This window comes from Amycolatopsis sp. NPDC021455, from assembly GCF_040640995.1.
Lineage (GTDB): Bacteria > Actinomycetota > Actinomycetes > Mycobacteriales > Pseudonocardiaceae > Amycolatopsis.
The window spans coordinates 23,578-41,489 of record NZ_JBFACT010000074.1 but is presented as its reverse complement, the minus strand read 5'-3'; the positions used below and the strand labels follow the sequence as shown (position 1 = coordinate 41,489).

The following is a 17,912-nucleotide window of genomic DNA, read 5'->3' as shown; positions in this document are numbered from 1 at the left end:
CGCAGGACGGGCAGTGGACCGAGACGTCGCCGGCCAGCTGGTCGATCGCGATGTTCAGGGCGCATTCGCAGGCGCGGCACCAGCGGGTGCCGGTGGTGATGACGACGTGCAGCGGTGAGGCGACGCAGTCGTGCAGCCAGCGGCGGTGGGTGCGGCAGGTGACGCGCTCCAGCGGGTTGAGGCCGTCCTCTTCGGACTGGTCTTCGCCGGTGAGCGCGATGGCCAGACGCCGGTCGGTGATGTCGGCGTAGCGGGGGTCGACGAAGTCGGCGGGCCGCAGCGCGAGCCGGTCGCGGCGGTTGCGGCGCGGGGACGTCGGCTCGGCAGTGACCGCCGGGGCGAATCCGCGGGAGGAGTGGCTGTCCATGGCGTGCCTCACTTTCGTCAGGATTCAGACTCCCCCGGTCAGGGCCGGGCGACGAGGGCCCGACCGCCCCGGTTTCGTGGGACTGGAGGTCTCGGTTTCGATGGGGCGAAGGCCCAGGAGGGTGAGGACTTTCGGCCGTCAGGAGGTGGTGCGCGCCAGGTACGCCGGGCAGGCGGCGTTGTGCAGCAGCGCCTGGCCGAGGAAGCTGCCGCGGCCCCGGTCGCCGAGCACGACGAGCTGGGCGCCGGTACTGTGCTCGATCAGCTCGCGGCGGGGATGACCGCGGACCGCGACCCGCTCGATGCGGACGTCCTCGGCCGACGCGTGCACCACGACCAAGGTGGCGTGACGGGCTTTCGCCTCGGCAACCGCTCAGGTTTTTCGCAGGGTGATCGTCGCCAGGGAGTACTCGCGGACGGCCGCCTCGAGCTCGGCAGGGTCCGGGTCCCGGTGAGCCGGCAGGGCCAGGCCGAAGCGACGCTGCGCGTCCGTGCGGCCGAGCTGCGCGATCGCCTTACCCAACTGGGTGGCCACTGTGGACGGTTCTTCCTCGAGCTGGGCGTGCATCTGCCGGGTGAACCCCTGGTGGGTCACTATCACCTCGGTGGTGTCCCGCAGGTTGGCTCGCCACGGGTGCTGGGTGACGATCAGCAGGGCGTCATCGAGGTCGGCGAAACCGACCGGGATGTCGTAGTGCCGCCCGGTGCGCCGGCCCGTGAGGTGCAGGATCAGCACGTTCGCGTCGAGCAGGCGGTGCAGGCGCGAGCCTGCGATCGCTCGTACCAGGGGGTTCATGGCGGTGATCAGCCGTTGTGGTGGGATCCGCCGGGTGATGGTGTCGCTCATCGCCGTTCTCCTTGCGTTCGCCGGGTTGTCAGTCGTGGTAGAGGCCGAACGGCGTCGACTCGGCCGTTCCGCCTGGCCGGTGGCAGTGACGCCGAGGTGGCTCAAGAGTGGTTCGTCACGGTAGGTCCACGTGAAGGTGTCCAGGTCCCCGGTCCGGGTGCCGGTGCCCAGGAGCTGCTTCAACGGCACGGTGCGGTTCACCGGTTCGACGCGGGCCGGCCCGCGTCGGAGAAGACCTGCACGGTCATCATCGGAGTCGAGGCGGACGAGGCGGTGGCGGGGGTGGCCGGCGGTCCGGCGGGGGTGGCCGTGCGGTCCAGGAGGACCGCGATCACGAGCGCCCCGGCGACCACGAGTACGCCGCCAGCGTGGCGAGCACGGCCCACCTCCTCCGGCGGTTGCGGATCACATCAGTGCTCCCGGCCGATCGAGAGCTTCAGGTAGCGGGTGATGCCGAACCGGCACCACGCCTGGGCGTACTTCGGCGCGACCTGGGTGAACGCCGCGTCGGCGTCGACGACCCGCGGGTCGGTGACGTGGTAGGTGACACCCCGGGACCGCAGGGTGGCCGTTCCCTCAGCGAGGACGTTGCGCAACCAGTCGACCTCGGTGCCGTAGGGCAGCGGCACGATGAAGCCGCCGTCCGGGGTACGGCCGGCGACCACCGGTGTGGTGTACCGGCGGCCCGAGCGGCGCCCGACGTGCTCGAGAGCCGAGGCGTACCAGTGCTTGCGCCCGGCCAGCAGCAGCATCACCGGGTTGAGGACGCGTTTGTTGAACTGCCTGACGGTGTCTTTCGCCGAGCGGTGCCGGTTCGCCGTCCGTGCAGGCTCCTTTGTGGACACGGTGTGCTCCCTTCCCGAACCTTGGCCGGACTTCCCGATTACACCCCCGCGGGACCCGGGCGGCCAGGGGAAAAGGTCTCGCGAGCAGGGGCAGGAGGACCTCGGATCGAAGGACGGCGCCCACCGCGTGCCGGCTCCCGGTGGACTGGTCACCTCCGCGAGTGGCCTCGGCATTCGGCCGTGGCTGCGGCCTCAAGGCCGGGTCGTTCCGGTCCCGGCCGGCTCCCGTGCCAGCAGGGCGAGGACCTCGGTGTCGTCGACTTGGTCGAAGTCGGTGTACCAGTCGCCGACGGGGCTCTTGCGTCGCAGCGGGACAGGGCAGAGAGTCTGGGCGACGCCCGTGGCGAGCGAATGCAGGACATCGAGGGGCGCGACCGGAACGGCGAGGACGATCCGGCCGGCCTCCCTGGCCCGCAGCACCCGGATCGCCGCACGCGCGGTGGCGCCGGTCGCGATGCCTTCGTCCACCAGGACGACGGTCCGCCCGGCGACCCGCATGGGCGGGCCGTCCGGGTGGTAGCGAGCGGTTCGCCGGGCGAGTTCGGCCTTCGCCGAGCGGGCGACCCGGCCGAACTCGGCCGGCGTGACCTTGAGCGCCCGGATGGTGGCCGGGTTGCTCACGACGACGTCCGGCTCGCCGATCGCGCCGATGACGAGGTGCGGGCGCCGAGGCGCGATGAGCTTGTGCACCAGCAGCGCGTCCAGCGGGGCGTGCAGCGCGTCGGCGACCTCGCGGGCGACGGCGACGCCGCCGTGGGGCAGGCCGAGGACGACCGGTTCGTGCCCGCGCAGGTAGTGCAACCGCGCCGCCAGGGTCTGGCCGGCTTCCCGCCGGTTCCGGAACCGCATCCTTCGCCTCCCGCCGTCGGCCGTCCCACCACCTTGTCCGGCCGGCGATCGGACCGAGCAGGGCAGGAAGTCACGGCCTTCGGTGGCACAAAGTCCTTCACGCGCTTCCGGAGTCGTCAGCGGCTCGGTCAGCACGCCGGAAGCCGCCCCGACGTCGTCGCGCTGGACGTGGTGGCCGGTGCGCGGTGGCGAACCGTGGTGGTCGCGATGGGACGGGGACTTTCGGCTCTCGCGGCGACGGGTCGCCGGGCGCATCGTGGGTGGGCGACGAAGTCGAGGGGATGGCGCCATGGCAGTCCGGAAACCGCCGGGATCCAGGGATGAGGACAGCGAGCCGGCCGACGGCTCCGGGGACGTTCACCTGTGCCGGGCCGCGTCGCCGGTCGGGGTGGGGACGGCGTTGCTGAGCGTGGTCACGTTGGTGGCCGGGATCACGACACCGCCCCGGTCCGGTGTCTTCTGCCGCGGCCCGTGCGTGGCCTACCCGTACACCGACGTGGCCGCGTTCGTGCCGCGGGACTACTGGTGGATGTATCCGGGACTCGCGTTGGCGCTGCTGGTTGTGGTGTTCGTGGTGTGCCTGGCCCGGTGGGCTCCGTCCGGCCACGGCCTCCTCGCCGTGGTGTCGGTGTGCTCGACCGCGATCGGCGCGGCGGTCCTCGTGGTCGACTACGGCGTCCAGCTCTCCGTTGTCCAGCCGGCTCTGCTGGCGGGGCAGACCGACGGGCTGACGCTGTGGTCGCAGTACAACCCGCACGGCTTGTTCATCGCGCTGGAGAACATCGGCTACGCGCTGCTCGGTGGGGCGATGCTGCTCCTCGGTGTCGCGCTGGCGCAGCACCGGGCACGGGCGCCGCGGGTGGTCGGCCGGGTGCTCGGGATAGGTGGCGCGCTGAGCGTCGCCCTGCTGGTGGTCCTTGTCTCGATCTACCGCGCGGACCTGGATGTCCACTACGAGGTGGCCGCCGTCTTGGTCACCTGGCTCGTTCTCACCGTGACCGGCACGCTGGTCGCGGTCCATTCCGCCCGGACCAGGCGGTCCGCGGCCGCCCCGGAAGCGAGGTGATCGGTATGGGTGCCGCGGTGCGGGTGAACGGGCTGCGCAAGCAATACGGCGACGTCGTGGCCGTGGACGACGTGAGCTTCGAAGTGGGTGCGGGAGAGATCGTCGGCCTGCTCGGACCGAACGGCTCCGGGAAGACGACGACCGTGGAGTGCGTGCAGGGCCTGCGCCGGGCCGATCGTGGCGAGATCGACATCTTCGGCTCCGATCCTCGGCGCGATGCGCCGAGGGTGCGCCGTCTGGTCGGCAGTCAGCTGCAGGATTCCGCGCTGCCGGACCGGATCAAGGTGTGGGAGGCGCTGCGGCTGTTCTCGGTGCTGTCCCCGCAGGGACCGCCGTGGGAGCGGCTACTCGACGACTGGGGGCTGGGGCCGCAGCGCAACACGGCGTTCGGTGATCTGTCCGGCGGTCAGCGGCAACGGCTGTTCGTGGCGCTGGCGTTGGTCAACGAGCCGAAGGTGGTGTTCCTGGACGAGATGACCACCGGGCTGGACCCGGCGGCCCGGCGGGTGGCGTGGGACCTGGTCGCAGCGGTCCGTGAACGGGGTACGGCGGTGGTGCTGGTGACGCACTTCATGGACGAGGCGGCCCGGCTGTGCGACCGGATCATGGTGCTGTCCGCGGGCCGGGTCGTGGCCACGGGCACACCGGCGGAACTCGTGGCGGCCCGGACCCACGGCAGCATCGTCCGGTTCACCGCGGGCGGCCCGGACGGCCTGGACTACCTGCGCGGCGTGCCGGGCGTTGCCCGGCTGTCACGGACGGGCGACCAGGTCGAAGTGGCCGGGACCGGACCGTTGCTGGTCAGGGTCGCGCACGCACTGGCGGTCCATCACGAGGAACCGGCCGACTTGCGCGTGGAACTGCCTTCGCTGGAAGACGCTTACCTGGCCCTGACCGGTGGTGCCGCCCCAGCTCCGCGCAGAGCGGGAAAGGAGTGAAGGCTCGTGCGTGTCCTGCGGGAAATCACCTGGATCGAACTGAAGCTGTTCGCGCGGGAGCCGATCACGGTGGTGTTCGTGCTCGTGCTGCCGCTGATCGTGCTGTACGTCCTCAACGGTGTGTTCGGCAACCAGCCGGCGCCGTCGGTGTACGAGGGAGTGGGCGCGGTCGACTTCTACACCCCCGCCTACGTGGCCTTGGTGGTTGCGACGGTGGGGGTGCTGTCCGTGCCGGTGCACTTGGCCGGGTACCGCGAGCACGGGGTGCTGCGCCGGTTCCGCGCGTCCGCCTTGTCCCCGGTGGCCCTGCTGGGTGCACACATGATCATCGCGACGGTGACCGGAACCGTGGGCGCGGTACTGCTGACCACGCTGTCCACGGTCGGCTACCACGGCGTGCTGCCGCACGACTGGGCCGGCGTGGCGGCCGGGTTCCTGTTGATCACCGCCGCGTTCGCGGCGCTGGGCGCGTTCCTCGGCGTGACCCTGCCGACCGCCCGGGCCGCGCAGGGCCTGGGAGTGCTGCTGTTCTTCGTGTTCCTCATGCTCGGTGGGGCGGGTCCGCCGCGGGAGGTGCTGCCCGGGGCGATGTCCACGCTGGCGGACGCCGTTCCGTTGACCTACGCCAGTGCCGTCCTGCGGGATCCCTGGCTGGGACGGGGCTGGGACGGTGGCGCCGTCGCGGTCATGAGCAGTGTGCTTCTGGTGAGCCTGGCCCTGACCTGGTGGCGGCTGCGCCGGGTCGAAAGATGACGGCACCTCAGGCGGTCAGCGTGCGGTTCAGCCGCCACGAGGCCGCGGCCAGCAGCGCCACCGCGAACGTGGCCAGTACCCCGAGGGGCCGGAGGATGTCGGCGAGGCCGCCGCCGCGGGAGAGCAGCGTCGTCCACGCGTCGACCGCCCAGGCCTGCGGGGTGAGGTGGCCCAGCGCGCGCACCGCGTCCGGCACGATCTCCAGGGGCCACATGCAGCCGCCGAGCATGCCGAGGGCCACGCCGGACGTCGTGCCGAGCGCGGCCGCCTGTTCGGGCGTGCGGAAGAGCGTTCCGGCGAACATCCCGGCGCCGGTACCCACCACCGCCCAGGTGAGGACCAGCGCCGCCGCGGCGACCGGGTCGCCCCAGCGCACGCCGAACAGCGCCGCGCCCGCCCCGACGATCAGTGCCGACTGCAGCAGCGCGAGGCCGAGGTAGTACAGCGACTCGCCGAGGACGATGTCGCGGGCGCGCACCGGCGCGGCCAGCACGCGGGTGTGGATCCCGAGCCGTCGGTTCTCCACCAGCGCCGCGCCGGCGGCGACCGAATTGACGAAGACGAACAGCACCAGCATGGTCGGCGCGCTGTAGGTGAACCCGGCGGGCAGGATGTCGCTCGAGCCGTTCACCACTTCACCGGTCACCGACACCTCCGGCACCATGCGTTCCATCGCGGTGGCGAGCGGCAGGCGGCCGGCGAGGTCGCCACCGGCCTCCCTCGCGGCGAACGCGGCGGCCTGCACGGTTTTCGCGTGGCGGGCGACGGCGGCGGAGACCGCCTGCCACGCGGCTTGTCCGCTGCCGGTGAGTCCGCCGGCCAGCAGGGGCAGCCGGATGTCCCGGCCACTTGCCAGTGTCGCGTCGAACTGCGCCGGGATGAGGAGAACGGCATCGACCTCGTTGCGGCGCAACGCGTCCCTCGCGGCCGGTTCGCCGTCGAACACCGTGGTGCGCAGTCCTCCGGCGCTGCCGAGATCTCCCACGAGCTCGGCCGCGAGCGGGCCCGGCGCCGGGACGACGCCGAGCCGGGGTGCGCTCTGCCCGCCGACGGTCGCGCCGATGACGAGGATCACGACCAGCGGCAGCAGCACCATGAAGAAGGCGGCGACCCGGTCGCGCAGCATTCGTTTCAGGGAGGCGCCGGCGATGGTGAGAACGCTCATCGGCGTGCCTCCAGCTTCCTCAGGACGCCGGTCAGGGCGGTGAGCGCCGCGCAGAACGCGAGGATCGCCAGTACCGGCACGATCACACTGGTGCCCGGGGCGCCGCCGGCCAGGTCGGTGAAGCCGCGCAACGCCCAGCCGTTGGGGGTGAACAGTGCCACCGTGCGCACCAGCGGCGGCGCGGCACCGGCGAACACGAAATGCCCGCCGACGAGCACCAGGCCGAAGGTGAGCATCGCCGCGAGGCTGTCGGCCTGGCGCTCGGAGCGTGACACCGAGATGACGAACGCGGTCAGGCAGGCGACGCTCAGCGCGACGGCGAGGATCAACGCGGCGACGGCGGGCACCGGTCCCCAGTCGGTGCCGAAGACAAGCGACGTGACCAGGTACACGGTGCCGAGACCGGCGACGCTGTAGGCGAAAGTGGCGAGCGACTTGCCGGCGAGCACGGCCCACCGGCCCACCGGGGCGACGGCGATCCGGTCGAGGGTGCCGTCCCGCCGTTCGAGGAAGTACCCCCGCGCCGCGAACCCCATGGCGAAGAACAGGAAGAAGATGCCCATCGCCGGGGCGAAGTAGCCGACACCGGAGATCGGGCGGGTGCCCGACGCCTGCCGGACGACCTGCTCGGGCAGCCGCAGGGCGGCCGCGCGGGCGGCGAGGTCGCCGGTGGGCGCGCCGGCGGCGGCCGCGGTCGCCACGGACAGGCGGTCGGCGTCGAGCTGAGCGGCGAACGACTCCGCGACCGAGCGCACCACCTGCCCGGCCACCGGGCCGTCCACAGTGGTCAGCACGGTCACCGGTGGCGGGGTCCCGCCGTGGGCCGCGGCGGAGAAGCCGGCGGGGATCACCACGCCCGCACCGGCGTCCCCGCGGTCCACCCGGGCGCGGGCGTCGGCGGCGTCGGCTACTGGGGTCACGGTGAGCACTCCGGCGAGTTCGGGGCCGGTCAGGAAGGATGTGAAGGCCTGCGCGAGAACGCCGTGGTCCTCGTCGACGACGGCGACCTCGGCGTGGAAGGTTTCGGCACCGCCGAAGGCGATGCTGACCAGACCGGCGATCGCCAGCGGGGCCAGGAAGCCGAGCACCCAGGCGGACCGGTCCCGGGCGCGCTGGCGCAGGTCCTTGGCGGCGATGACGAAGACGGGCCACATGGTCAGTCCCGCAGCGCCGTGCCGGTGAGGTGCAGGAACACCGCTTCCAGGTCCGGTTCGGCCACCTCGGCCGACCGGACGACCGCACCCGCCCGCTCGGCCGCGGCGAGCGCGGCGGGCAGCAGCCGCCGTCCGCCGTGCCCGAGCAGGTGCACCTCGGTCCCGGTGACGTCGGCGCCCTCGACGCCGGGCAGGTCCCGGCACAGCGCGGCGAACGCGGCGAGGTCGCCGGTCGCGGCCAGGGTGATCCGGTCCCGTTCGCCGAGCCGGTCGACCAGCTCGCGCCGGGTGCCTTCGGCGACCAGCCTGCCGTGGTCGATGATCCCGACGCGGTGGCAGAGCCGTTCGGCCTCGGCCATGTCATGGGTGGTGTAGAGCACGGCCATCCCCCCGGCGCCGAAGCGGTGGACGCTCTCCATGATCGCGTGCCGGCTCTGCGGGTCCACGCCGACGGTCGGCTCGTCGAGCACCAGCAGCGTCGGCCGGTGCAGGAGCCCGGCGCCGATGTTGAGCCGGCGGCGCATGCCGCCGGAGAACGACTCCACCTTGTCCTTCGCCCTCTCGGCGAGCCCGATCAGGTCGAGGACTTCGTCGATCCGGGCCCGGAGCGCTTTGCCGCGCAGCCGGTACAGCCGTCCGAAGAAGGCGAGGTTTTCGCGGGCGGTCAGATCGGGGTACAGCGCGATGTCCTGGGGCACGTAGCCGATCAGGCCGCGACCCGCGGTCGAGGCCGGGTTCACCGTCGCGCCCCCGACGGCGACGTGGCCGGCGTCGGCGCGCAGCAGGCCGCACACCAGCCGGATGGTCGTGGTCTTCCCGGCGCCGTTCGGGCCGAGCAGCCCGTAGGTTTCGCCGGCCGAGACGGCGAAGGAGACGTCGTCGACGGCGACCCGGTCGCCGAAGCGCTTGCTCAGCCCGGTCGCGGCCAGGACACCGCCCGTCGCGGTGCGGGCGGAGAGCGCTGCCTGCTGCGTCATCGGCCCAGCATCGGCTCGGCGGCGCAGTGCCGGGAGGGCCGAAGGTCCGCGAGCCGGGGGACCGACGGTCCTGGTGAGCCCGCCGGGTGCGGCGTTGACTCGGGCCGCGGGGAACGGGGAAGGAGGCCACGCATGGCGACGACCGCCACCGTGGCCGACGTGCTGCGGATCCGGCCGTTTCGGCGGTTGTGGCTCGTGCTCGCGGTGTCCTCCGCCGGGGACTGGCTCGGCCTGCTCGCCACCTCGACGTTCGCCGCCGCGCGATTCAGCGGCCCGATGGCCCAGGGGGCCGCCTTCGGCGGGGTGATGGCCGTGCGGCTGCTGCCCGCCCTGCTGCTCGGCCCGGTGGCCGGGGTGGCGGCCGACCGGTTCGACCGCCGGCACACGATGATCGGCTGCGATCTCGGGCGGTTCCTGCTCTTCGCCTCGATCCCGACGGCCGGGCTGTTCGTGGCCGATCCCGGAGTGGTCGTCGCTTGGGCGGCGGCGGCCACCTTCGGCATCGAAGCCCTGGCCATGGTGTGGTCGCCCGCCCGGGACGCCGCGGTGCCCACGCTGGTGCCGCCTGGTCACCTGGAGGCGGCCAACCGCCTGTCCCTGGCGACCACGTACGGCGTCACGCCGGTCGTCTCCGCACTGGTCATGGCCGCCCTGTACGGCCTCGCGGCCCCGGTCGCCGTCGCGCTGTACCTGAACGCCGCGACGTTCCTGGTGAACGCCGGCGTGCTCGCCGTCGGGGTGCGTGAGCTGAGCGGGCGGGGCAGGCACCCGGCCCACGCCGGTCTCCGGCGCGAGCTGGGTGAGGCGTGGGGGTACGTGCGCCGCACCCCTTCGGTGCGCGGGACCGTCATCGGGATCCTGGTCGCCTTCGCCGGAGCCGGAGCGGTGATCGGGGCCGCCCAGCGCTACGCCCGGTCCGTCGGTGACGGCGATGGCGACGTGGCGTTCACCCTGCTGTTCGCGGCCTTGTTCGCCGGGATGGCCTTGGGTGTCGCCGTCGGTCCGCTGGTCGTGCACGGTCTCTCGCGTCGCCGCTGGTTCGCGCTGTCGATCGCACTGGCCGGGTTCTCGGTCGTCGTGCTCGCCCTCGCCCCGGACCTCGGCACGTCCGCGGCCGCCTGCGTCGGCACGGGTGCCGGCGCCGGGATGGCCTTCCTGGCCGGCTGGACGCTGCTGGGCGGCGAGGTCGGCGACGGCCTGCGTGGCCGGGTGTTCGGCTTCGTCGAGGCCGGCGGTCGCCTCGCCCTGCTCGTCTCGATCGCCGTCGCCAGTGTGCTCGCCGGCCTCCGCGCGGTGCCACCGGGGATCCCGGCGAACCGGCTGGTGCTGCTCGGCGCCGGCGGTGCGGTCCTGCTGGCCGGGCTGGCCGGCCTGCGGCGGATCGAGGCGTGAGCGGAAAGGCCCCTTCAGCCCGTCCGGGTGGTGACTTCCGGCCCTGTGCCGTTGCGGGATCGCGCGGTCGGCTGGAGTGATGAGCCGAAGCGAGGTCGACCGTGCGAGTCCTGCCGACCGTGCCTTCCTCGCGATGGGCACCGGTGCCGCGCCGGTGCAGTTCGGTGTTCTCCTGCTGCTCGGCCGGGCCGGCGGGCTCGACCTCGCCCGGGTGCGGCAGCTGATCGGCGAGCGGGTACCGGCGGTCCCGCGCCTGCGCCGGCGGCTGGTGCCGGCACCGTGGGGCGGTGGCGGCCCGATCTGGGTCGACGACCCCGGGTTCGACGTTCGCCGGCACGTCCGGGCGTCGGTGTGCGCGCCGCCGGGGGATCGGCAAGCCGTTCTCGACACCGCGCTTTCACTGGTTTCCACGCCGTTGCCGCGAGACGGCGCGCCGTGGTCGGCGACGTTCGTCACCGGGCTGGCCGGTGGGGAAGCGGGGCTGGTCGTCGTGCTCGACCACGTGCTCGCGGACGGGGTCGGCGGTCTCGCCGTCCTGGCCCGGCTGGTCGACGGCGGCCCAGGGGCGGCGGCAGTGCCGTTCCCCCAGCCGCGGCCTGGCCCCGCGGCACTGGTCCGGGACGCCCTGATCGGCCGGGCCCGGTCGGTGCGCAGGCTCCGGCCTGCCGTGCGCGCCCTGTGTGCGTCGACCGCCGCCGCCGGCGGCCTGCACCCGCCCCGCGCCACACCCTGCTCGCTGCTCGGGCCGGCGAGCCCCCGCCGTCGGCTCGCGGTCGTCCGGGCCGATCTCGCGCGGCTTCGGGCCGCCGCGCACCGGCACGGAGCTTCGGTCAACGACGCTGTCCTGGTCGCGGTGGCCGGGGCGCTCCACCGGCTGCTGCTGGCGCGTCAGGAAGACGTCCGGACGTTCGCGATCGCCGTGCCGGTGTCCGGCCGGGTGGCGGCGGACGCCCCGCACCTCGGCAACGCGGTCAGCCCGCTGCTGGTCACCGTCCCGGGTACCGGCGACGTGGCCGGGCGGCTCGCCCGCGCCGCGGCCGGGGTCCGGGCCGCGAAAGCGGCCGCGGCGGGGCCGCCGCCGATCGCGGTGCTGGGCCCGCTGTTCCGGTCGCTGGCCGCGCTCGGCGGCTACCGCTGGTACATGAACCACCAGCACCGGATGCACACGCTCGTCAGCCACGTGCGCGGCCCGGCCGGGCCGGTGACGTTCGGCGGTGTCCCGGTCGGCGAGGCCATTCCGCTCAGCGTCGGCGAAAGCGGGAACCTGACGGTTGTGTTCGAAGTGCTCACCTACGCCGGGAGCCTGGTGATCTCGGTGCTCGCCGACGCCACTCGCTGCCAGGACCTCGACGTCCTCCTCGACGGCCTGGCGGAGGAGCTGGCGCTGGTGTGCGGGGAATCCCGCTGAAGTGAGTTCTTTCGGCTCCGGCGCAGTGGACCGGAGACTCTGCCGCGGGGAGTCGTGCGGGGACGACGATCGGCGGTGAACGGAGGTCACGATGACGACCGGCGTGCGGACCCGCCGACCACCCGTGCGGACCCGGCTCGCCGGGTACCTCGCCGGGGTGGTGGTCAACGGGGCCCTGCTCGCCTTGATCAACGGGCGGCCTGGCTGGGCGGCCGTGCCGTTCCTCACCGACGGGTTCGCCGCGGTGGTCGGAGTCGTCGACGTCGCGCTGGTGGCCGGCCTGGTCACCGGCTTCGTTCACCTGTGGCACGACCCCGAGTGGCTCGTCACCGCCGACGGCCTCGTGACCACGGGCGCCGGCCTGGTCGCCCTCGTGCGGATCTGGCAGGTCTTCCCCTTCGACTTCGGCGCGACGTCGTCCGACTGGGCCACGGCGGCCCGGGTCGTGCTGGCGATCGGGATCGCCGGATCCGTGCTCGGGCTGGTCACCGGGCTGGTGGATCTGGTCCGGGCCGGACCCGTGGGTGGCTCGTCCGTCGAGTGAAAGGTGTGATCATGACCGATTCCGTTGTCACCGGCCAAGACCTGCTGATCGACCGGTTCCTGCCCCGCTTCGACGTGACCCTGACCGAGCACGTCGTCGCCGACGCCGGCCTCGCCGAAACTTGGCAGGCCGTGCGCGACCTGGACCTGATGCGGGTCCGCTCGCCGCTGACGCACTTGGCGGTGTTCGCGCGCAACACGCCGGCGCAGCTGAAGCCGTTCGCCGGGGACACCGCACTCCCGGGGTGGCTGCGGCTGGGCGAGACGCCGGGCCGCGAGGTGGTCCTGGGTGCGGTCGGGCGGTTCTGGCAGCCCGGCGCCGAATGGTACGACGTGCGGGCGATGACACCCGCCGGGTTCGCGGCGTTCACCGAGCCGGACTGGGGCCGGATCACCGCGGCGATCTCGGTGCGGCCCTACGGCCTGTCGCGAACGCTGGTGACCTGCGAAGCGCGGACGGCCACCACCGATCCGGTGTCGGCACGCCGGTTCGCGCGCTACTGGTGGCTGGTCCGGCCGTTCGTCCGCTTCGTCATGCAGGCGACCCTGCGCACGATCCGGGACGACGCCGCGTCCCTCGCCGATGGCCGCCACACGACTTCGGACGGCGCGGTCGGCCGCTGGGCCCGCCGGCACTACCGCGGTGCCCGGCCACACGGCGTGGCGCGGGTGCTGAACCACGGTGACGCCCTCGCCTTCGCCGCGGGCCTGCTGCCGAAGCGGGGCGTGACGCTGGAGGTGCCCGGCCGGCTCACCGGGTGGCCGGTCCGGGTGCCGCTCGTCGTGGCCGACCACGAGGGAGAGCGCTACCTCGTGGCGATGCTCGGCGACCGGACCCAGTGGGTGCGCAACGTCCGAGCGGCCGGCGGCCACGTGGTGCTCCGGCACGGCCGCCGTGAAGCCGTGCGGCTGGAAGAGCTCGCGCCCGCGGAACGTCCGCCGGTGCTTCGCCGGTACCTGGCCGTCGCGCCGGGGGCGCGCGCCCACATCGCCGTCGACCGGCACGCCCCGCTCGAGGAGTTCGCCCGGATCGCCGCGGACCTCCCGGTGTTCCGGATCGTGCCGGAGGACGCCGGGACCTGAGCGGCGAGCCGCCTCGGCGCATTTCGGCCGGTGTTCGATCCGCCGGTGCCGGGTGACGTCGGAACCGTGGACTTTGTTCCCTGGCGGGATGGCCCTCCTCGGGGTCAGGGTGCCGGTATGACGGAAATCGAGGTCCGGGTCTACCAGGACGGGAGGCTGCTGCAGCGGCAGCTGTGCGAGTCCGAAGAAGACGCTGCCACGGTTGTCGACGACTGGAGCGAACTGGCCGGGGTGACGTGCGAGGTCGACGACCTGTCGGTGCGGCACCGGCAGGGTGACATCCTGGAGCCCGAGCCGGCGGATCTGCTCGAGGACGAGCCGGGTGGCTTGCGGTGACCTGGCCGGCGGGCGGCCTGCACACCGATCTGTACGAGGTCCGGATGGCCGTGAGCTACCTGCGCCGCGGTATGACGGGGCCGGCGACCTTCAGCCTCTTCGTCCGCCGGGTCCCGCCCGGCCGGGGGTTCCTGGTGAGTGCCGGGATCGACGAGTGCCTGGACTTCCTCGAGCACTTCCGGTTCGGCGAAGCGGACCTGGCTCACCTGGGTGAGGTGACCGGGTTGCCGGCGGCGGATCTGTTCGCCCTGAGCCGGATCAGGTTCACCGGCGACGTTCTCGCGATCCCGGAAGGCCGGGTGGTCTTCCCCGGTGAGCCGCTGCTGGAAGTCACCGCGCCCCTGCCGGAGGCCCAGCTGGTCGAGACGGCGCTGCTGAACTTCACGACCTGCGCGGGCGCGATCGCGGCGAAGGCCGTGCGCTGCCGGGTCGCCGCGCCCGGCGCCGATCTCGTCGACTTCGCCGCGCGTCGCACGCACGGGTTGGACGCCGCATTCGCGACGGCGCGCGCGACCGCGATCGCCGGGTTCACCGGCACCAGCCACGTGGCCTCCGCCCGGCGGTTCGGGCTGCGGGCCGTGGGGACGATGGCGCACTCCTACGTCCAGGCGTTTCCGTCGGAGTACGCGGCGTTCCTGGCTTTCGCGGAGGACTTCCCCGGGGCGGCGGTGTTCCTCGTCGACACCTACGACACCTTGGCCGGTGTCCGCGCGGCCATCGCCGTGGCGCGGGACCTGCGGTTGCCGGAGTCGGCGGTCGGGATCCGGCTGGACTCCGGTGACCTCGGCGAGCTGGCCGCCGCCGCGCGCGGGCTGCTGGACCGGGCGGGCCTGCCGGGGGCGCGGATCATGGCCAGTGGTGGGCTGGACGAGTTCGCGCTCGCGCGGCTGACCGGTGCGGGTGCGCCCATCGACGCGTTCGGGATCGGCACGAAGGTCGGCGTCTCCGCCGACGCGCCGTTCCTGGACAGCGCGTACAAGCTGGTCGCCTACGATGGCCGGCCCGTGGTGAAACTGTCCGCCGGCAAGGTTTCTTCGCCGGGGGCGAAACAGGTGTTCCGTGGTGGGCCGGACGAGCCGGACGTGATCGCGCTGCGCGGGGAGCGCTGCCCGGCCGGCCGGGAACCGTTGCTCGTCCCGGTGATGCGCGCGGGACGGCGGCTCGTCGCCGACGACCTGCACGCGGCTCGTGAACGGCTGGCGAAGGACCTGCGCGCGCTGCCCGGTGCCGCACTGCGGCTCGGCGATCCCGAGCCACCTGCGGTCCACCGGTCGGCCGCGCTGCGGCGGCTGACCGACGACCTCGTCCGCCGCACCGAGGTGGCGGCCGTCGCGGGCTCGCCTGACCGATGAGCCCGGACGGCCGGTGTCCGGAACCCGGCGTCGCCGCTCAGCACGAGCTGTGCGTGAGGAGGTCGAACGCGCGAGCCTGGTGTGCGCTCGCTTGGCCGAGTTCGTGATCCAACCTGTTCAAGGCGGCGAAGTCCTGCTCGTCCATCGCCTTCAGCCAGTCGTGCATGCCCTGGTCCATCAGTTCGGTCGAGCGGTGCATTTCGGCGTCGGCTTCGCGCAGGCAGCCGGGAACGGTCCGGCCGGCCAGCGCCTTTTCGAGACCGGCATTGGCGTCGTGCACCTTCCTGAGCGCGTCCCGGCACTCCGGCACGTTCGACGGCCCGCACTCGGCCGGGATGCCGGCGATCGCCGTGCCGACCGCGTTCGCCGCGGGCGTCATGGCGGCGAGGTAGGCGACGGCGTCGGCACCGGGGATCCCGGTCGCCGGTGGTTCGGTGACCGAGGCCGGCGTCGTGACGGCCGGAGCCGGGGTACCCGGATTGCCGCCGCACCCGCCGCTTCCCGCCGTGATCGCCACGGCCAGGAGGATCGCAGCTGATTTCCGCATCGTGATGGCTCCTTCCCCGGTCTGCGCTAGACGTCCGATTCCCGGGGCGCGGCCGAGCGGGCCACGCCCGACAGGGTGAAGACGATGGACAGGCCGATCACGAGGTTGAGGATCGCGGTGGTCAGCCGGGCGTCGAGACCGGTGGCGAGGCTGAGCGGCATGACCACGCCGATCGCCGTGACCAGCACCATGATCCACCCGAAGAAGACCAGGGCACGGGGCGTGGTCACGAGGAGCAGATGCAGCAGGCCGGTCGCGGCCAGGGCGACGGCGGCGGCGCTGAGGGTGTAGGTCAGGGTGTTCGCGCCGCCCCAGGTGCCTTCTCCCTTCGGCGCGAGAATCGGGACGTGCACGATGCCTCGCGCGGTGAGGATCCCCACCACCGTCACGAGGACGGCCACGATGGCGGCGGCCACTCCGCCGGCCCACAGCCGTCCGGCGTCGACCGTCCGGCGGTTCTCGACATCGGGATTGTTCATCGGTCTTCCTTTCCGGTCGGGTTCCGGCGGCGGCCGCGCCGGAGGCGGAAGCCGGCGCCGCTGGCGGCGAGCAGGACCGCTCCGGCGGTCAGGACGATCACCGCGCCGCCCGCGGCTCCGTCGGTGAGGTCCCAGACGGTCTCCGGGACGGCGAGGGTGACGCCGAGGATCCCGGAGACCAGCAGCGGCCAGCTCCGTTTCCAGTAGTGGAGTGCCAGGAAACCGGCGCCGAGCGCGAAGGTCAGGACGTAGGCGACGGCGGCGGTGCCGCTCTCGCCCAGGGGCTGCTGCGCGCCGAACAGCGCGAGCGCTGTGCCCAGCGCGGTGCCGATCAGCCGGTGCGGGAGCGCGCCGGCCAGAGCGAGGCCCGCGATGAGGAGCCCGGTCGCGGCCACGGCCAGGCCGCCGCGCACCGGGGTGAGACCGATGGTCGCGTCCAGGCCGGAGAGGACCGTGGCCACGGCCAGGCCGGCGGCGGCGAGCAGGCCGGTCACGGAGGGGAGCAGCAGGTAACCCGTGATGGCGAGCACCGCCCCGCTGCCGCAGGCGAGTGCGGCACCGGCGCTCCCGGCATCGTCGGGCAACGCGACCACGACGGTGATCGCGGTGGTGCCCGCGGCCAGGGCGATCAGGGTCGCGGCGACCCGCAGCCGCGCCGACGGCGGCCGGCGCCGGGCCGTCAGCAGGCCCGAGAACCCTTGTGCCGCAATGACTCCGCTGGTGAGCAGAAGCATTGTGGCGGTGCCGGCGACCGCCGTCCGGGCCGGCTCGGTCCAGCCGGCCCACGACGTGGCCACCAGGAGCACCGCGCCGACGAGCGCCAGCCCACCACCGAGGTAGCCGGCGACCTCCGCCCACGGGATCCGCGGCCCGCGCGCCGACTCGGCTTCTCGCAGCGCGCGTTCGACTTCGGCGGCCTGCTCCGGCGACAGCACCGCCTCTTCGACCAGCCGGTGCAGTGCTTCCGGCACCGGCGACTTTCCCGTCATCACCGCAGTTTCGCCGTTGCGAGACGGCACGGGCAGGGCCACAGGGTTGCCGGTCGCGGGACTTTGGGCCTCGTGTGAGGCTGCTCCGCCGATGGCGGGTGCGAGGCCGGATCACCGTCGGAAACGGTGGTGATGATCGGGCGGCGGGGAGGGGAGGCCGCTCCTGGACCACCACCACCGTTCTGGAGGGAGAGCGCCCGCTGCGGGATCTGCGGGGCCGCGGGCGGCTCCCTCACCATCCATGTTCGTCCGCGATACCGGCGGGACGTAGAGCGGAAAGTCCTTGTCCAGCAGGAACAACGTCGTCCCTTACCGGGGAGGCGGTGGTGCGGGAACCTGGCCGGCGCGCCCCGCGGCGAACGGTGCGAGCAGCTCGCGCAGCTCGGCCGCCGTGAGCGGGCCGTGTGGCCGGTGCGGTGCGGACGGCGGCGCGGCGGTGTGGTCCAACCCGAGCATCGCCAGAAGCTCCGCTTCGTCCTCACCGTCGCGTGCGTGCCGCTTCACCGTGCGGGTCGCACGCCGTCGTGCCTCCGGTGACGGCTCGCCGGCCGCGGTGGTCCCGAGCATCGCGTTCCCCTCCTTCATCGACCTGGGTGGTTCAGTCTTCCCGATCGGAGACGTCGAGCCGGTACCCCGGGACGAGCCGGGGATGGCCCGGCGTGAACTCGACCCAGACCGAGCCCGGACGGAGATCGGGTGTCCGGCCGACCACGACGCCGGTCCGCCCGTCGAACCGGCCGCCGTGGGCGCGCACGCGCAGGCCGCTGGGGAACCCGCCCGCGCGGGCGGGACCGGGGTCGCGATCGTGGTGGAGGAAGCCCAT

23 protein-coding genes are annotated in these 17,912 nt (G+C 73.4%); 9 read left to right on the top strand and 14 right to left on the bottom strand.

Annotation, left to right across the window (positions count from 1 at the left end; all coding sequences use genetic code 11):
* From AB0G28_RS42270 to AB0G28_RS42245, 6 genes are all read right to left on the bottom strand, one after another.
* On the bottom strand, window positions 1–367 hold a 367-nt coding region (locus AB0G28_RS42270; protein ID WP_361103156.1), incomplete at its 3' end, for a hypothetical protein.
* 138 nt (window positions 368–505) lie between these two features.
* A complete protein-coding gene (locus AB0G28_RS42265) occupies window positions 506–697 on the bottom strand; it encodes a hypothetical protein (protein WP_361103154.1) in 192 nt (63 codons plus the stop codon).
* Window positions 698–739: 42 nt separating this feature from the next.
* Window positions 740–1,213 carry a nitroreductase/quinone reductase family protein gene (locus AB0G28_RS42260; protein WP_361103152.1) on the bottom strand — a complete coding sequence of 158 codons (474 nt, stop codon included), beginning with the start codon at window positions 1,211–1,213 and terminating at the stop codon, window positions 740–742.
* Window positions 1,214–1,410: 197 nt separating this feature from the next.
* Window positions 1,411–1,599 carry a hypothetical protein gene (locus AB0G28_RS42255; protein WP_361103150.1) on the bottom strand — a complete coding sequence of 63 codons (189 nt, stop codon included), beginning with the start codon at window positions 1,597–1,599 and terminating at the stop codon, window positions 1,411–1,413.
* 24 nt (window positions 1,600–1,623) lie between these two features.
* Complete coding sequence (locus tag AB0G28_RS42250) at window positions 1,624–2,058, bottom strand: nitroreductase family deazaflavin-dependent oxidoreductase (protein ID WP_361103148.1); 435 nt, start codon at window positions 2,056–2,058, stop codon at window positions 1,624–1,626.
* Window positions 2,059–2,250: 192 nt separating this feature from the next.
* On the bottom strand, window positions 2,251–2,907 hold the full coding sequence (locus tag AB0G28_RS42245; RefSeq protein WP_361103146.1) for a phosphoribosyltransferase family protein: 657 nt from the start codon (window positions 2,905–2,907) through the stop codon (window positions 2,251–2,253).
* A 289-nt stretch (window positions 2,908–3,196) separates the two neighbouring features.
* Here AB0G28_RS42245 and AB0G28_RS42240 point away from each other — a divergent pair, with 289 nt between their 5' ends.
* From AB0G28_RS42240 to AB0G28_RS42230, 3 genes are read left to right on the top strand one after another with little or no spacing between them, the layout of a single operon-like run.
* The gene (locus tag AB0G28_RS42240) at window positions 3,197–3,973 is read left to right on the top strand and encodes a hypothetical protein (RefSeq protein ID WP_361103144.1); all 777 of its coding nucleotides are present in this window, start codon (window positions 3,197–3,199) and stop codon (window positions 3,971–3,973) included.
* 5 nt (window positions 3,974–3,978) lie between these two features.
* Window positions 3,979–4,911 (top strand): ABC transporter ATP-binding protein, encoded by a 933-nt coding sequence (locus AB0G28_RS42235; protein ID WP_361103142.1) that lies wholly within the window; start codon window positions 3,979–3,981, stop codon window positions 4,909–4,911.
* A gap of 6 nt (window positions 4,912–4,917) precedes the next feature.
* Entirely contained in the window at window positions 4,918–5,664 is a 747-nt protein-coding gene (locus AB0G28_RS42230) for an ABC transporter permease (protein WP_361103141.1), read from the top strand.
* A gap of 7 nt (window positions 5,665–5,671) precedes the next feature.
* Here the strand turns inward: AB0G28_RS42230 and AB0G28_RS42225 are convergent, their stop codons facing one another.
* The 3 genes from AB0G28_RS42225 to AB0G28_RS42215 are packed head-to-tail and all read right to left on the bottom strand — an operon-like array spanning window position 5,672 to window position 8,960.
* Window positions 5,672–6,829 carry an ABC transporter permease gene (locus tag AB0G28_RS42225; protein WP_361103139.1) on the bottom strand — a complete coding sequence of 386 codons (1,158 nt, stop codon included), beginning with the start codon at window positions 6,827–6,829 and terminating at the stop codon, window positions 5,672–5,674.
* The gene (locus AB0G28_RS42220; protein WP_361103137.1) at window positions 6,826–7,983 is read right to left on the bottom strand and encodes an ABC transporter permease; all 1,158 of its coding nucleotides are present in this window, start codon (window positions 7,981–7,983) and stop codon (window positions 6,826–6,828) included. Before AB0G28_RS42220 ends, AB0G28_RS42225 begins: the two co-directional genes overlap by 4 nt.
* A gap of 2 nt (window positions 7,984–7,985) precedes the next feature.
* Complete coding sequence (locus AB0G28_RS42215) at window positions 7,986–8,960, bottom strand: ABC transporter ATP-binding protein (RefSeq protein WP_361103135.1); 975 nt, start codon at window positions 8,958–8,960, stop codon at window positions 7,986–7,988.
* Between the two features lie 132 nt (window positions 8,961–9,092).
* Here AB0G28_RS42215 and AB0G28_RS42210 point away from each other — a divergent pair, with 132 nt between their 5' ends.
* The 6 genes from AB0G28_RS42210 to AB0G28_RS42185 all read left to right on the top strand — a co-directional run bounded on the left by AB0G28_RS42210 (window position 9,093) and on the right by AB0G28_RS42185 (window position 15,074).
* Entirely contained in the window at window positions 9,093–10,352 is a 1,260-nt protein-coding gene (locus AB0G28_RS42210) for an MFS transporter (protein WP_361103133.1), read from the top strand.
* 79 nt (window positions 10,353–10,431) lie between these two features.
* Window positions 10,432–11,760, top strand: coding sequence for a wax ester/triacylglycerol synthase domain-containing protein (locus tag AB0G28_RS42205; RefSeq protein ID WP_361103131.1), 1,329 nt, complete (start codon window positions 10,432–10,434; stop codon window positions 11,758–11,760).
* A gap of 91 nt (window positions 11,761–11,851) precedes the next feature.
* Window positions 11,852–12,304, top strand: coding sequence for a hypothetical protein (locus AB0G28_RS42200; protein ID WP_361103129.1), 453 nt, complete (start codon window positions 11,852–11,854; stop codon window positions 12,302–12,304).
* An 11-nt stretch (window positions 12,305–12,315) separates the two neighbouring features.
* Window positions 12,316–13,386, top strand: coding sequence for a nitroreductase/quinone reductase family protein (locus AB0G28_RS42195; RefSeq protein ID WP_361103127.1), 1,071 nt, complete (start codon window positions 12,316–12,318; stop codon window positions 13,384–13,386).
* A gap of 117 nt (window positions 13,387–13,503) precedes the next feature.
* Window positions 13,504–13,722 carry a hypothetical protein gene (locus AB0G28_RS42190; protein ID WP_361103125.1) on the top strand — a complete coding sequence of 73 codons (219 nt, stop codon included), beginning with the start codon at window positions 13,504–13,506 and terminating at the stop codon, window positions 13,720–13,722.
* Window positions 13,719–15,074, top strand: a complete 1,356-nt coding sequence (locus tag AB0G28_RS42185; RefSeq protein WP_361103123.1) for a nicotinate phosphoribosyltransferase — start codon at window positions 13,719–13,721, stop codon at window positions 15,072–15,074. The genes AB0G28_RS42190 and AB0G28_RS42185 overlap by 4 nt, the downstream gene beginning before the upstream one ends.
* 37 nt (window positions 15,075–15,111) lie before the next feature.
* On the opposite strand, the gene AB0G28_RS42180 is transcribed toward AB0G28_RS42185, so the two are convergent.
* From AB0G28_RS42180 to AB0G28_RS42160, 5 genes are all read right to left on the bottom strand, one after another.
* Window positions 15,112–15,621 (bottom strand): hypothetical protein, encoded by a 510-nt coding sequence (locus tag AB0G28_RS42180; RefSeq protein ID WP_361103121.1) that lies wholly within the window; start codon window positions 15,619–15,621, stop codon window positions 15,112–15,114.
* A gap of 26 nt (window positions 15,622–15,647) precedes the next feature.
* Window positions 15,648–16,100, bottom strand: a complete 453-nt coding sequence (locus AB0G28_RS42175; protein WP_361103119.1) for a DUF6069 family protein — start codon at window positions 16,098–16,100, stop codon at window positions 15,648–15,650.
* On the bottom strand, window positions 16,097–17,089 hold the full coding sequence (locus AB0G28_RS42170) for a hypothetical protein (RefSeq protein WP_361103117.1): 993 nt from the start codon (window positions 17,087–17,089) through the stop codon (window positions 16,097–16,099). Before AB0G28_RS42170 ends, AB0G28_RS42175 begins: the two co-directional genes overlap by 4 nt.
* A gap of 309 nt (window positions 17,090–17,398) precedes the next feature.
* Entirely contained in the window at window positions 17,399–17,656 is a 258-nt protein-coding gene (locus tag AB0G28_RS42165) for a hypothetical protein (RefSeq protein ID WP_361103115.1), read from the bottom strand.
* 31 nt (window positions 17,657–17,687) lie between these two features.
* Window positions 17,688–17,912: a hypothetical protein gene (locus AB0G28_RS42160; RefSeq protein ID WP_361103114.1), complete on the bottom strand. Its 225-nt coding sequence runs from the start codon at window positions 17,910–17,912 to the stop codon at window positions 17,688–17,690.